Source organism: Streptomyces sp. NPDC058326, from assembly GCF_042879855.1.
Taxonomy (GTDB): domain Bacteria; phylum Actinomycetota; class Actinomycetes; order Streptomycetales; family Streptomycetaceae; genus Streptomyces.
In genome coordinates this window covers 336,774-350,076 of record NZ_JBHVZO010000005.1, presented here as the reverse complement: position 1 = coordinate 350,076, position 13,303 = coordinate 336,774, and the positions used below count along the sequence as shown (strand labels likewise).

The following is a 13,303-nucleotide window of genomic DNA, read 5'->3' as shown; positions in this document are numbered from 1 at the left end:
GGATTCCTGATGACACTCGTAAGCTGGGCTGATGCTCAACCTGCACCAATTGCGCCTCCTGCGTGAGCTCGCCCATAGAGGGACGATCGCCGCAGTCGCCGACGTACTCGCCTACACCCCCTCCGCTGTCTCCCAGCAGCTGTCGGCACTGGAACGGAAGACGGGAGTGAGCCTCCTCGAACGCACCGGCAGGCGTGTGGTCCTCACCCCGGCCGGCGTGAACCTGGTGCGTCACGCCGAGGTGATCCTGGAGCACCTGGAGACGGCCGAGGCCGAACTCATGGAGGGCAAGGGGGTCGCGGGCCCGCTGCGCGTGGGCATCTACCCGTCGGCGGCAGGGTCCCTGGCGGCCGGCATCTTCGCGGCACTGCGCCGCTCCCACCCGAGGCTCGAGCCGTGGATCCAGGAGATCGACCCCTCCGACGCCTCCAACGCCCTGCGCGGCGGCCAGTTGGACCTGGCACTGCTGCACTCCTACGAGGGGCTGCTGCCTCCCGTGGAGCCGGGCATCCACAGCAGGCCGATCTTCACCGAGCGGATGCTCCTCGCCACCCCGTCCGACCCCTCGGAGCTCGGCTGGAAGATCGACGAGACGGAAGATCCGGTACGCAGGTGGAGGGACGCGCCGTGGATCCTCCCCGCACCGGGGACCCTGTGCCACACCGTGGTGGTACGGCTGTGCGAGACCAACGGCTTCCACGTCTCCTCGTGGCACCGGGTGGACGACTACACCACCACCCTGCGGCTTGTCGCGGCGGGCGCGGGCGTGGCCATCGTGCCCGAACTGAGCGCCCAGGCGCTGCCGGAGGGCGCCATGGTGACGCCGCTCCCGCTGCTGCGGCGCAGCTCCGTCGCGTTCCGGGTCGGCGGGTCGGCCAAGCCCGCGATCAACGCGTTCATCGGTGCTCTGCTCGACGTGCTGCCCGAGGGGCTCACGGCCACGGACGCGTGAGACCGGGCCCGAAGCCGCGGGAGGTCAGCGCGGGTCCGACGGCGGCCTGAGCGCGCCGGCCAGCTCTTCGAGGGCCGGCCCGCTCACGGCCGCCGTCCCCGTGAGGGTGCCGACGAGGGCCTGCGCGAGGACGGTGGCGGTCCCGATCCGCGTGTCCTCTCCCTCGTCGCCCGTGACCTTCCCGATCACGGCGTCACGTACCGCGTGCGAGACCGCCGCGTCCCCGAAGAGGTCGGGGAAGGAGAGCGCCATCATGCAGACGCCCACGTTGGCGGCGAGGATCGACTGACCCGCGAGCCCGGGGGCCGTGCGCAGCCGCCCGGCGTCCCGGCAGCGCTCCACCGCCGTCAGCAGGATCGCCTGGGCCTCCGTGATCGCCCGCGGCTTGGCGTCGCCCGTCGGCGTGAACATCAGGCGGTAGAGGTGCGGGTTGCGCAGCGCGAACGCGACATGGCTGTCCCAGGCCGTACGCAGATCCGCCACCGGGTCGTCGGTGAGCGGGTTTTGCCGCTTGGCGGCGAGGAACCGCTCGAAACCGATGTCGGCCGCCGCCGTGAGCAGCCCCTGCTTGTCGCCGAACTGGCGGTAGATCTCGGGCATGCCGACCTTCGCCCGGTCGCAGATGGCGCGGGTCGAGATCGCCAGGGCGTCCTTGGTGGCGAGCAGTTCCCCGGTGGCTTCCAGGATGCGCTCTCGGGCCGTCGACATGGCCCCCACGATAACAGCGCTAACACGGCGGACCTGGGTGTATCGCCGTCCGGGGCGGGGGCCTCAGGGGCTCACCCGCTCGGTATGTAATCACTGCTTACGAGTCGTGTTAGCGTTGATACGCCTCGGGGGCCGGCCGCCTCCGGGGCGTCCGACCGTCCGCCACGAGAGAGCTGGTGTTCCTCCATGAACCGTTCGACGTTCCGTCGCGCCGCCACGGGTGCCGTCGCGGCCACCGTGAGCCTGACCCTCCTCACCGCCTGCGGGGGCAACGAGGAGGACGCCGCCGACTCCCCGTCGACCGCCCCCGCCACGAAGGCCGCCACCCCCGCGTTCACCGCCACGCACATCGGCGGGCCGACCACGATCCTGGAGGTCGGAGGCCTGCGCATCCTGCTCGACCCCACCTTCGACGCGCCGAAGAGGTACAAGAGCGGCCTGGAGAAGCTCCGGGCACCGGCCTTCGGCGTCGACCGGCTCGGCGAGATCGACGCCGTACTGCTCTCGCACGACCAGCACGACGACAACCTCGACGACACGGGCCGCGCCCTGCTCGCGGACGTACCCGTCGTTCTCTCCACCCCCGGCGCGCGGAAGCGTCTCGGCGACCACGTCACCGGCATGAGGAGCTGGGACTCCCACGAACTGACGGCGGCCGGCGGCACCGTCACGGTCACGGCCGTCCCCGCCCTCCACGGACCCGACGGCGTGGACCGCGGCGCGGACGGCGAGGTCACCGGCTTCGTCCTCAGCGGCCGGGGCGTCCCCACCACCTACATCTCCGGTGACAACGCCTCGGTCGAGGTCGCCCGGCAGGTCGGCGACCGCGTCAGGAAGGAGATCGGCCCCATCGACACGGCCGTCCTCTTCGCCGGCGCCGCCCGCACCCCCGCCATCCTCGACAACGCCCCGCTGACCCTGACCTCCGAGCGCGCGGCCCAGGTCGCCGCGTACCTCGACCCCCGCAAGGTCGTCCCGGTGCACACCGACAGCTGGAACATCTACTCCGAGGACATGCGCTCCCTTGTGAAGGCGTTCCAGGACGAGGGCGTCGAGGGCAAGCTCGTCGACCTCGCACCGGACGGCGCCGAGAAGAGCCTCTCGTGAGCGCCGCTTCCCTCCCCGCACCCCTTCACCCTCCGCGAAAGGAACCCGCCATGACCCCGTCCCCCACCCTGCGCGATGTGATCGGCCTGCCCCAGGAGCTGCCGCGCCTGGGCGACTCGACCCTGATCATGATCGACTTCCAGAACACCTACCGCACCGGCGTCATGCGGCTCGACGAGGCCGAGCAGGCCGTCGCCGCCGGCGCGCGCCTGCTCGCCGCCGCCCGTGCCGCGGGCGCCCCCGTCGTCCACGTCGTCAACGACGGCGGCGAGGGCACGCCCTACGACATCCGCGCGGAGATCGGCGCGATCAGCGGGGAGGTCGCCCCGGCCGAGGGGGAGAAGGTCGTCGTCAAGCAGTTCCCCGACGCCTTCCACGCCACGGACCTCGAAGACGCCCTGAAGGACCTCGGGGCCGGCGGAGACCTGGTCATCGCCGGGTTCATGACGCACATGTGCGTCCTCTTCACCGCGCAGGGCGCCTTCCACCGCGGCTACCGCCCGACCGTGGTCGCCGAGGCCACCGCGACCCGCTCCCTGACGGCGCCCGACGGCACCGTGCTCCCCTCGGACACGCTGGCGGCCGCGAGCCTGACGACGGTCGCCGACCTGTTCGGCACGGTGGCCCGCACGGTCGACGACCTCGTCGCCCCGACACCGGCCGGCTGACCCGGCCACCCGGCGGACGCGCGGGCACCACCCGGCCAGTGGGCGGACGCCCCGGCACCGGCCGGCTGACCCCATCCGGTCCGCCGACACCGGCCGGCTGACCCCATCCGGCCCGCCGGCACCGGGAGTTCACCCGAGGTGTACCGGAAGACCGCCTGATGATCGGTTGCGGGTCGCCCGTCTCGGCGGTAATGGCGGTCGGCCCGTGACGCGTCACTCCGGGCGCTCCCCGTTCCATGTGCCCCTGGAGGACGTGTGCCCCCCGCCGCCGAGACCGTGCTCGACGAGGTCGACGGCGAGGAGGGGGCGGGCGGCGCCCCGCCCCGCCCCGGCGGCCCGGCGCGCGGCCCCCGTTCCCCGGCCGTCGCCGGCCCGCTCTCCGCCGCGCTGCTCACCGCCGTGCTGTTCTGCCTCGCGACCCGGCTCTCCCGCAGTCACCCCTTCGGCCCGGTGACCAGGAACACCGTCGACCTCGGCCAGCAGTACCTGCCGTTCCACGCGTACTGGCGGGCCTTCCTCCTCGGCGACACCCACGGCGACGCGTTCCTCAACTGGAACTCCGGCTTCGGCTCCAACTTCCTCGGCGACATCGGCACCTATCTGAGCAGCCCCTTCGGGCTGCTCGTCGTGTTCTTCCCGGCGGACCACGCCGAACTCGCCCTGTACGCCGTCACCGCCGCCAAGATCACCACGGCCGGAGCGGCGATGGCGCTGCTGCTCCCGCGACTGCGCCCCGGCCCCTGGCCGGTCGCCGCCGTGCTCGGCACCGCGTACGCCCTCTCCGGCTGGACCTTCAACCTCGGCGCCTCCGTCCCGATGTGGCTCGACGGGCTCGTCGCCTTCCCGCTGCTCTGCCTGGTCGGGGAGTGGGCCCGCACCGCGCGCCGCCCCGTCCTCGGCCCCCTCGTCGTCGCGCTGGCCTGGACCGCCAACTTCTACACCGCCTACATGGCCACCCTCGGCGCCGCCGTGGTCCTCGTCGTACGGCTCCTCACCGCCGAGGAGACGGCCACCGCCCGGCAGCGCCTCGCCGGGGCGCTGCGCGCCGCGCGAGGTGTCCTCATCGGCATCGGTCTCGCCGCCCCGCTCGTCACGGTCGTCTTCCTCGCCACCAGGGGCGCCGACCCCACCCCGGAGACCACCTTCGAGCCCGTCGCCTGGACGGACGTCCTCGCCCGCTTCCTGCCGGCCACCGCAGACGTCGACAGCCCCGCCCTGTTCATCGGTACGCCCGCGCTCGCCCTCGCCCTCACCCTGCCGTTCAACCGGGCCGTCACCCCGCGCGTCCGGGCGTTCTGGTCGGCCGCGACCGTCCTGGTGACGCTCTCCCTCCAGTGGGAGCCGACCCATCTCCTCTGGCACGCCGGCGCGTCACCGAACGGCGCTCCGTACCGTCAGACCTTCGTCCTGTGCGGGCTGCTGCTGATCGCCGCCTGGTTCTCGGCGGCCCGGGGCGTGCCCCGGCCGGCCGCGCTCCTCGCGGGCGGCGCCCTGCTCGGGCTCCTGGCCTGGGCTGCCCGGGGGAGCGTGGACATCGACCGCTGGACGTATCCCACCTTCGCGGTGGCCGGGGCCCTGGTGCTCGCCGCCGTTCTCCTCGCGCTGCGGAACGGGCGCCGGAACACCGCGCGCGTACTGCCCGCCCTCGCCGTGGCCCTGCTCGTCCTCGCGCAGGCGGGCGAGACTGCCGTCACCGGCAAGCGGATCGAGGAGCGGCAGCGCGGCGAGGTCGCCTGGTCCCCCCGGCTCGGCCCCTGGCACACGGCCGTGGCCGAGGAGGTGGCCCGCGCCGACGCCTGGCCCCGGCACCGCACGGACCCCGGAGAAGTCCCCGGCGGCAACGACGTGTTGATCGTCGGCGGCCAGGGCCCCGACTACTACAGCAGCCTCACCGCCGAGGTGACCTCCCGCACCCTGACGGACCTCGGCTTCGGCCACTACGCGAAGGGCCGGCATCCGGTCACCCTCGACAACCCGGTGACCGACGCCCTGTTCTCCATCGGTACGCGTGTCCGTTCGCGGCCCACGGAGCCGCTGCGGCAGGACGCGGCGCCGCGCGCCACGGTCTCCGTCACCACCACCCCCGTACCGCCGCTGGTCACCGTCCGCGCACCGGACCGGCGGGGCACACGCCCCGGGAACTCGGCCTTCGCGGAGCAGGAACGCCTCCTCGGCGCCGAGGTGTACGAGCTGCCGGCCGTCGCCCGCACCGGACGCACCCTCACCGCCCGCTGCCCGGCGGGGTCCCAGGTCTGGTTCTGGGCGCCCGAGTACAAGGGCACGGCGGCGCTCCTCGGGGAGTGGTCGGTGGACTTCGACGGCAGGCCGCCCGCTGTCCGCGCCCCCATGCAAGCCCTCGGCACCGTGCCCGCGTCCGGGGACGTGCGGGTGGAACTGACCCCGGCGGCCACGCCGCGGCTGCCCCGCCGGCCGGTCGGCTGTCTGCTCCGGGACCGGCTCGACTCCGCCGTACGGCAGTTGACCGCGACCGGCGCGACCCGCGTGCGCACCACCGGACACACCGTCACGGCCGAACTGCCGCCGGGCAGCAGGGGGTTCGCCGTGCTCGCCGTACCCCGCGTCTCCGGCTGGCGCTGCGCCGCCGGTGAGGCGGAACCACGGCCCGCGCGCGCGTACGAGGGGCTCATCGCCGTTCCGCTCGACGGAGGGGCGACCACGGTCACGTGTTCCTTCCGGCCACCGGGGCTCCGCCTCGGCGGCGCGGCCGGCGCGGCCGCGCTCCTCGCCCTGGCTGTGACAGCGGTCCTCCACCGCCGGGCCCGCCGGTGAGACGGACTGCGCGCGGACGGGGACGGCGACGCCGCGGACTTTCCACGGGGGACGGCAAGAGTTCACCCGGAGTGCACGCGCGGATCGTTCGCCCGGAGATCGGGAGCGTTACTGTGCCCGCCGTAGCGGCGTTTAATTGTTCGATTCAGTATGGGGATTCCGAGTGCCGAAACTGTCCGTCGTCGTACCGTTCCACAATGTCGGGGCATACGCGCCCGACACCCTGCGCAGTCTCGCGAACAACGCGGATCCGGAATTCGAGTTCCTGCTGGTCGACGACTGCTCGACGGACGACACCCCGGAAATCCTCGACCGCTGGCGCGACCGTCTGCCGAACGCCACCGTCATCCGGCACGAGACGAATCGCGGCGTCGCCCAGGCACGGAACACGGGAATCGACGCGGCACGCGGCGAGTACCTCACCTTCCTCGACGGCGACGACTGGTACGCGCCGGGCCACCTCGCCTCCGCCGTCGCCGCGATGGACCGGCTGGGCTGCGATTTCGCCCGTACCGACCACGTCCTCTCGGAGGGCCGGAAAAGGCAGATCCGATACGCCCCCGCCAAGCTCCGCGACACGGTGATGGACCCAAGGGACGGAATCTCGCCCGCCAGCATGGTGACGATGGTGGACTATCCGTTCGTGCCCTTCGGTATCTACAGCGCCCGCCTCTTCGAGAACGGCTCCTCGCGTTTCGACACCTCCCTGAGAACGGCCGAGGACCGCCTCTGGGTCTGGCGGCTCCACCTCAAGGCCCGTACCTTCGCCGCGCTTTCCCTGCACGGGGTCTTCTACCGCCGGGGCGTCACCACCTCGCTCACCCAGATCACCGACAACCGGCAGCTGGACTTCATTCCCTCGTACGACACCCTGCTCGACGACGTCTCCCGCGACGCGGAGGCCGACCGGTTCCTCCCGAAAGCGGTCCGCACCTACTGCGCGATGATCGCCTTCCACATGGGCAAGGCCGGCAAGTACGAGCCCGCTGTCGCCGAGCGGCTCCGCGCCGACGTCGGCGACGCGCTGCACCGGATGCCGCAGCACGTCCTCGACGAGACCCTGGCCACCATGGACACGCCCCGCAGCACCCTCCTCCGGAGCCTGCGCGACACCGGAAGGACCGCCTGACCCATGGCTCCCGAAGAGGCCCAGACCCCTGACACGGCCGCCGGACGGGCCACGTCACCGGTAGCCGTCCCCGTGCCGCCCGCCGCCCCGGTCACCGACCCGCGGCCGGTCCAGATCTTCCAGGTGTCCACCCTGTACGGCGCGGCCACCCTCGCCGCCTCCCTCGACGCCGGGCAGTTCGGCCCCCGCGAGGGCGCCCGCCGGCTCCTGCTGATCTCCCGGAACGCCGAGATCCCCGAGACTGCGCTCCGTCTGGAGACCATGACGGGGTACGAGCGGATCGCCGCCCGCTTCGACGGCACCCTCGACTGGAACGAGACGATCCACCCGTACCACCCCGCCGCCTGGGCCCCGCGCCCCGAGGAGGCACCGCTCTGGCAGCGCGTGCTCCGCACGGCGTGGGACCTGGGCACCGCTCCGGTGGAACTCATCGTCGAATCCATCCAGGTCAACCCCGCCAAGGCGCTGGCCGGCACCTTCCCCGAGAGCGCCCTCCACGTCTACGCGGACGGCCTCATGAGCTACGGCCCGACCCGCACCGACCTCGCGCAGTCGATCGCCTGCCGCATCCGGCGGGTCCTCCACCTCGACCTGGTGCCGGGCCTGCGGCCCCTCCTCCTGAGCGAGTACGGTGTCGAGCCCGAGCTCGTCCCCGACGACGCCTTCCGCGCGGTCCTCGCCGAGATCGCCGAGGAGGCCGCCGACGACCCGGACATCGCGCGGGCGGCAGCCGCCGGACCCACGGCACTGCTCCTCGGCCAGTACCTCGCCGCACTCAACCTGCTCACCGCGGAGGAGGAAGAGGAGCTCCACGTGCGGATGCTGCGCGGGGCGGCGGCGGCAGGACACCGCTCGATCGTCTTCAAGCCGCACCCCAGCGCACCGGCGAGCTACTCCCAGCTCCTCCACGAGGAGGCGGAACGCTCCGGCGTACGGCTCACCGTCCTCGACGGGCCGCTGCTCGCCGAGACGTTCTACGAGCGGTGCACGCTCCGGCTCGTCGTCGGCTGCTTCTCCACGGCGATGTTCACCGCCGCCGTCTACTACGGCGTCCCCGTCGCGCGCGTGGGCACGGTCGAGGTCCTCGAACGGCTCACCCCCTTCGAGAACAGCAACCGGATCCCGCTCACGGTCGTCGACCACCTGCTCGCCGATCTGGAGGCGGGAGAGGAGCCCGCGGTCCCCGGGTCCGCGCCCGACTCGCTCACCCCCCTGGTCCGCGCCGTCGGCTACTGCATGCGGCACAAGAGCCACCCGGGGATGCGGGAGGAGGCCGCCGGCTTCCTGGCCGCGCACCACGCCGACCCCGGCGTCGCCCACCACTTCACCGCCGAACGGCTGACCCAGCTGGGCCTCCCGGGCGGAACGGAGCCCCCGGTACAGGGCGCCACGTCCTTCCGGCTCGGCCGGGGCCTCGTACGGTCGAAGCGGGGCTGAGCGGCCGGAGGGGCGGGGCTGAGCGGGCCGGAGGGCGGCCCGGAGCGGGCTCTGGGGGGCCGCACAGCGCCCCCGGAGGCCGGGCCCGCCCACAACGTCGCGCCAGGGGCGGGTGAGCGCACCACGCCCGCTCCATGTCACCCCGCGGGCCCCACGTCGCCACCCGAGCCGTACCTCACCACGCGGCCCTACATCACCACGTGGGCCCCGTCGTCCCTCGGGGCGGACCTGACCAGGGTGAAGACCGCGCCCTCCGGGTCCGCCACCTGGGCGAGCCGCCCCGCCGTGCCCTCGCGCGGCGGGCGCAGCACATGACCGCCGAGCTCCACGACGAGCCGCGCGGCCGCGTCCGTGTCGGCGACCTCGAAGTACGTCATCCAGTGCGGGCCCCGGTCCCGGGGCAGCGCGTTGCCCACGCCGTGCAGGGAGGCCACCGGGAGCCCGTCCACATGGAGCGTCGCGTAGTCCTGGTCGGCGGACACGACCGGCTCCACCTCGTAGCCGAAGACCGTCCGGTAGAACTTGCCGACCGACGTCTCGTACGTGAGGAGCTCGTTCCACACCGGGGTCCCGGGCGGGCCGGCCGTCGCCGTGCCGTGGTGCGCCTCCGCCTGCCAGACGCCGAAGACCGCGCCCGTCGGGTCGGAGCAGATCGCGAGACGGCCGGCCTCGCCCGCGTCGAGCGGGCCCACCGCCACGGTGCCGCCGCAGCCCCGGATGCTCTCGGCGGTCTCGTCGGCGTCGGAGGTGGCCAGATAGGGCGTCCAGGCGATCCGCAGATGCCGGTCGGGCGGCAGCCGGCCGATGCCCGCGACCTCCTTGCCCTCAAGGAGTGCCCGCACGTACGGGCCGAGCTGCTGCGGCCCGGGCACGAAGTCCCAGCCGAAGAGCGCGTTGTAGAACTCCAGCGTGGCGTCAAGCCCGTGCACCATCAGGCTCACCCAACAAGGTGTGCCGGGTGTGCGCCGAGTCGCCTCGGTCATCGTGACTCTCTCCTCGGACCGTCGTCGTGCCCGTGCCTGTCCGATGGTGACACCGACGGGGCCCCGGCGCGCACCGGTCCCACCAACGAGTGGCGTGATCCCGCGGTGCTGACGCGCGAAGGACGCCGGGTTCGCCCTCCGCGGCCGTGCGGCTGCGCGAGGATGGCCCCATGAAGCCCATCATCTCCGCAAGCGAACTGCTGAGCGAGTCGGCCGGGCCCCGGCCGCCGGTCCTCCTGGACGTCCGCTGGACGCTGGGCGGCCCGCCCGGCCGGCCCGCGTACGAGGCCGGGCACCTCCCCGGCGCGGTCTACGTCGACCTGGACACGGAACTGGCGGGCCCGGCCGGAGGCGGCGGACGGCACCCGCTCCCCGACCCGGAGGTCTTCGGGGCGGCGATGCGCCGGGCGGGTGTCTCGGCGGACACGCCGGTCGTCGTCTACGACGGAGGCCTCGGCTGGGCAGCGGCCCGCGCCTGGTGGCTGCTCCGCTGGGCGGGGCACCCGGACGTACGGGTCCTCGACGGGGGCCTCGCGGCCTGGCCCGGGGAGCTCACGGAGAAGGCACCCGCGCCGGAGCCCGGCGACTTCCGGCCGGAGCCGGGCGCGCTCGGTCTGCTCGACGCCGACGGTGCGGCGGCCCTCGCCCGCGCGGGGCTGCTCCTGGACGCGCGTGCGGCCGAGCGGTACCGCGGGGACGTGGAGCCGATCGACCGGGTGGGCGGCCACATCCCGGGCGCGGTCTCGGCCCCGACGACGGAGAACGTCGACGCGGAGGGGCGTTTCCTGGAGGCCGGCGCGCTGAGGGACCGGTTCGCCGCCCTGGGCGCGGCCGAGGGGACCCCGGTCGGGGTCTACTGCGGCTCCGGTGTCTCCGGTGCCCATGAGGTCCTGGCCCTGGAGATCGCCGGCGTCCCCGCGGCCCTGTACGCGGGCTCCTGGTCGGAGTGGTCCTCCGACCCCGCCCGCCCGGTGGCCACGGGCCCCGAGCCGCGGTAGAGCGAAGGAAGCGCAAGAAGGGAAGGGGCCCGCACCGATCCGGTGCGGGCCCCTTCCCCGTACGACTACGACTACGACGCGGTCATGGCTTCCGCCGTCAGTCCTGCTTCTTCCGCCGCGTGCCGAAGACGATCTCGTCCCAGCTGGGCACGGCCGCCCGGCGGCCGGGACGGACGCCGTCCGCCTCGGCCTGGCGGTCCGTGGTCCCCGTGAGCCGGTCGCGGTGACCGGAGACGGCGCGCGGCATCAGGACGTCGGCGTACGCGGAGCCCGCGCCCGCCGAGGCGGCCGGGGCCGGCGGCTCCTCCGCCTCGGCCTCTTCCGAGGGCTCCGAGTCCGCCGGCTGCTCGGGCACGACCATGTCGCCGCGGAAGCTCGGCACCGCCTCCAGGAGGCTGGTCAGCGAGTCGCGCTCCTCCTCCGGCTCGGCGGACGCGGACGCCCGCTCCAGCTGGCGGTCGGGCCGGTCCGGCCGGTCGATCTGGCGGTCCAGGGCGCGGTCGAGCGGCCTGTCCCGGGGCAGCCGTGCGATGCGCGGCACGAAGGGGAAGCTAGGTTCCGGCGCGGCGGCGATCGTGTCGTCCGTCTCGCCGATCAGGGCCCGTGCCTCGTCGTCGACGGCCTGGACGAGCCGCCGGGGCGGGTCGTACGTCCAGCTGGCCGTGTGGACCTCGCCCGCGACCCGGTAGACGAGCAGCACCTCCCAGGTGCCGTCGTCACGCCGCCAGGAGTCCCACTGCACGGTGTCCTTCTCGGCGCCGCGCAGCAGCAGCCGCTCCTGCACCGCCTCGCCGAGCTGCGGGCCGCTGTTCTCGCCGGGCCTGCGGACCGGCGTTTTGCGGGCCCGCTCGGCCATGAAGGCGCGCTCGGCGAGCACGGGGCCCTCGAAGCGGCGCACGCGGTCGACGGGGATGCCGGCCATCTGGGCGACCTCCTCCGCGGAGGCACCGGCTCGTATCCGTGCCTGGATGTCGCGGGGGCGGAGGTGGCTCTCCACCTCGATCTCGATCTGGCCGAGGCGCGCGCGGTCGTTGCGCACGGCGGCGCGGAGCCGCTCGTCGATCGGAAGTGTGTACTCCGTGCTGTCAGCAGCCTTCAGCACCAGTCGTGTGCCGTCGTTGGAGACGGCCACGACACGCAGTTCGGGCATGGGGACCTCCCGGGTGGTGCCTGCCGACGTCACGTGCGTCGCTGCTTCCGCTAGTCGAGTGTGGCCTGCCCGGGTGCAGCCTGCCACTACCTTGCCGAGTTGCCCGGCGTGTCGGGCGTGGACCCTGGAACGCCGTTATGACACGGTGACCTGTTGGCTACCCGGAGTGACAGGCGGTCACTCTGTGCAGTCGGTTCCCGTGCGCTGCCGCGGCGCCGCCGGTTCGAGCGCCGTGTCCGGCCCCCTCCCCTTGATCCAGGGCACCCGTGAAGGCGTCCGGACCCAGGGTTCGCCAATGTACTCCATTCGGGCCACCTGGGTGGACCGGCGCGCCGCCCAACTTCTCGGGCGGTACGGGAGTTGAGTGTCCGCGATCTTCCCTCGTACGTGTCACTCTTCACAGAACCAGCGGAAACGGAACTATTCGCTTCGCCCATATGTCCCTTCTGGGTGCAAGGTGAACGGAAGAGCCGTCAGGGGTTGGAGATGCGTCAGAGGCCGGAAACCGCCACGGACGAACCGGAGGAGGGGAGCGGCAGGAGAAGAATCGACCTGAGCGTGGCTCAGGTCTCGGGCAGTGCGCTGGCCGCGGTCATCGCCGCCAAACTCGCCTCCACCCTCGGCGTGTACGGCACGATCCTCGGCGCCGGCGTGATCAGCGTCATCGCGACCTGCGGCGGCCCGCTCTTCCAGCACCTCTTCCGGCGCACCGGCGAGCAGGTGCGCGACGCGACCGCCGCGGCCAAGCCGAAGGCCCGTCAGATGCCGGTGGGCGCCGGGCCCGAGGACGGCCGCACCCTGATGCTCCGGACGGTCCCGGCCCCCCTCGCGCACGACGAGGAGTTCGGTGCGGCGACCACCCACGGCACCCGCGTCCGGGGCTGGAAGCGCCCGGCCGTCGCCGCAGCCCTCGTCTTCGGCGTCACGATGGGCGGCATCACCGCCTACGAGCTCGTCTCCGGACAGGACTTCAGCGGTACGCGGGGGACCACGACCTTCGGATCCGTCGTCCGGGGGAGCGGCGAGCGGCAGGCGCCGGCCGAGAGGAACGACCCCGCGCCCACCCCGTCCGGATCCGCCGGGGACACCGACGGCCCCGGGGACGGCGCCGTCGGCCCGTCGGTGGGCGGCACCCCGGCACCGGACGGGCCGGACACCGGGACCGGCACCGCGACCCCCTCGCCGGAGCCGACCTCCACCGACGCCACCGGCACCGAACCGACCCCCACCCCGTCGGGCCCGACGACCGACCCGACGACGGAACCGGTCGAACCCACGAGGGAACCGACCGCCGGGACGGGCCTGCCCGAGGTCCCGGCCACCCCGACACCGGCCGCGCCGGGCACCGGAGCCGGGGAGAGCACCGCGGGAACCGAATGAC

11 protein-coding genes are annotated in these 13,303 nt (G+C 73.6%); 8 read left to right on the top strand and 3 right to left on the bottom strand.

Going from position 1 to position 13,303, the window contains the following annotated elements:
• Nucleotides 1-31 precede the first annotated feature (31 nt).
• Nucleotides 32-952, top strand: coding sequence for a LysR family transcriptional regulator (locus tag ACFVYX_RS13035; RefSeq protein ID WP_389681395.1), 921 nt, complete (start codon nucleotides 32-34; stop codon nucleotides 950-952).
• Between the two features lie 24 nt (nucleotides 953-976).
• On the opposite strand, the gene ACFVYX_RS13030 is transcribed toward ACFVYX_RS13035, so the two are convergent.
• Nucleotides 977-1,660, bottom strand: a complete 684-nt coding sequence (locus ACFVYX_RS13030; RefSeq protein WP_389681394.1) for a TetR/AcrR family transcriptional regulator — start codon at nucleotides 1,658-1,660, stop codon at nucleotides 977-979.
• A gap of 186 nt (nucleotides 1,661-1,846) precedes the next feature.
• Here ACFVYX_RS13030 and ACFVYX_RS13025 point away from each other — a divergent pair, with 186 nt between their 5' ends.
• The 5 genes from ACFVYX_RS13025 to ACFVYX_RS13005 all read left to right on the top strand — a co-directional run bounded on the left by ACFVYX_RS13025 (nucleotide 1,847) and on the right by ACFVYX_RS13005 (nucleotide 8,791).
• Nucleotides 1,847-2,767, top strand: coding sequence for an MBL fold metallo-hydrolase (locus tag ACFVYX_RS13025; protein WP_389681393.1), 921 nt, complete (start codon nucleotides 1,847-1,849; stop codon nucleotides 2,765-2,767).
• Between the two features lie 50 nt (nucleotides 2,768-2,817).
• Complete coding sequence (locus ACFVYX_RS13020) at nucleotides 2,818-3,435, top strand: isochorismatase family protein (RefSeq protein ID WP_389681392.1); 618 nt, start codon at nucleotides 2,818-2,820, stop codon at nucleotides 3,433-3,435.
• A gap of 255 nt (nucleotides 3,436-3,690) precedes the next feature.
• The gene (locus ACFVYX_RS13015) at nucleotides 3,691-6,225 is read left to right on the top strand and encodes a YfhO family protein (protein WP_389681391.1); all 2,535 of its coding nucleotides are present in this window, start codon (nucleotides 3,691-3,693) and stop codon (nucleotides 6,223-6,225) included.
• A 163-nt stretch (nucleotides 6,226-6,388) separates the two neighbouring features.
• The gene (locus tag ACFVYX_RS13010; RefSeq protein ID WP_389681390.1) at nucleotides 6,389-7,354 is read left to right on the top strand and encodes a glycosyltransferase family 2 protein; all 966 of its coding nucleotides are present in this window, start codon (nucleotides 6,389-6,391) and stop codon (nucleotides 7,352-7,354) included.
• Between the two features lie 3 nt (nucleotides 7,355-7,357).
• The gene (locus ACFVYX_RS13005; RefSeq protein ID WP_389681389.1) at nucleotides 7,358-8,791 is read left to right on the top strand and encodes a polysialyltransferase family glycosyltransferase; all 1,434 of its coding nucleotides are present in this window, start codon (nucleotides 7,358-7,360) and stop codon (nucleotides 8,789-8,791) included.
• A gap of 188 nt (nucleotides 8,792-8,979) precedes the next feature.
• Here the strand turns inward: ACFVYX_RS13005 and ACFVYX_RS13000 are convergent, their stop codons facing one another.
• Nucleotides 8,980-9,774 carry a VOC family protein gene (locus ACFVYX_RS13000; protein ID WP_389681388.1) on the bottom strand — a complete coding sequence of 265 codons (795 nt, stop codon included), beginning with the start codon at nucleotides 9,772-9,774 and terminating at the stop codon, nucleotides 8,980-8,982.
• Between the two features lie 170 nt (nucleotides 9,775-9,944).
• On the opposite strand from ACFVYX_RS13000, the gene ACFVYX_RS12995 reads away from it, so the two are divergent.
• Complete coding sequence (locus ACFVYX_RS12995; protein WP_389681387.1) at nucleotides 9,945-10,772, top strand: sulfurtransferase; 828 nt, start codon at nucleotides 9,945-9,947, stop codon at nucleotides 10,770-10,772.
• Between the two features lie 97 nt (nucleotides 10,773-10,869).
• On the opposite strand, the gene sepH is transcribed toward ACFVYX_RS12995, so the two are convergent.
• Nucleotides 10,870-11,922 carry a septation protein SepH gene (sepH, locus tag ACFVYX_RS12990; protein WP_389681386.1) on the bottom strand — a complete coding sequence of 351 codons (1,053 nt, stop codon included), beginning with the start codon at nucleotides 11,920-11,922 and terminating at the stop codon, nucleotides 10,870-10,872.
• 558 nt (nucleotides 11,923-12,480) lie between these two features.
• On the opposite strand from sepH, the gene ACFVYX_RS12985 reads away from it, so the two are divergent.
• Nucleotides 12,481-13,302, top strand: a complete 822-nt coding sequence (locus ACFVYX_RS12985) for a hypothetical protein (RefSeq protein ID WP_389681385.1) — start codon at nucleotides 12,481-12,483, stop codon at nucleotides 13,300-13,302.
• Nucleotide 13,303: the final 1 nt, after the last annotated feature.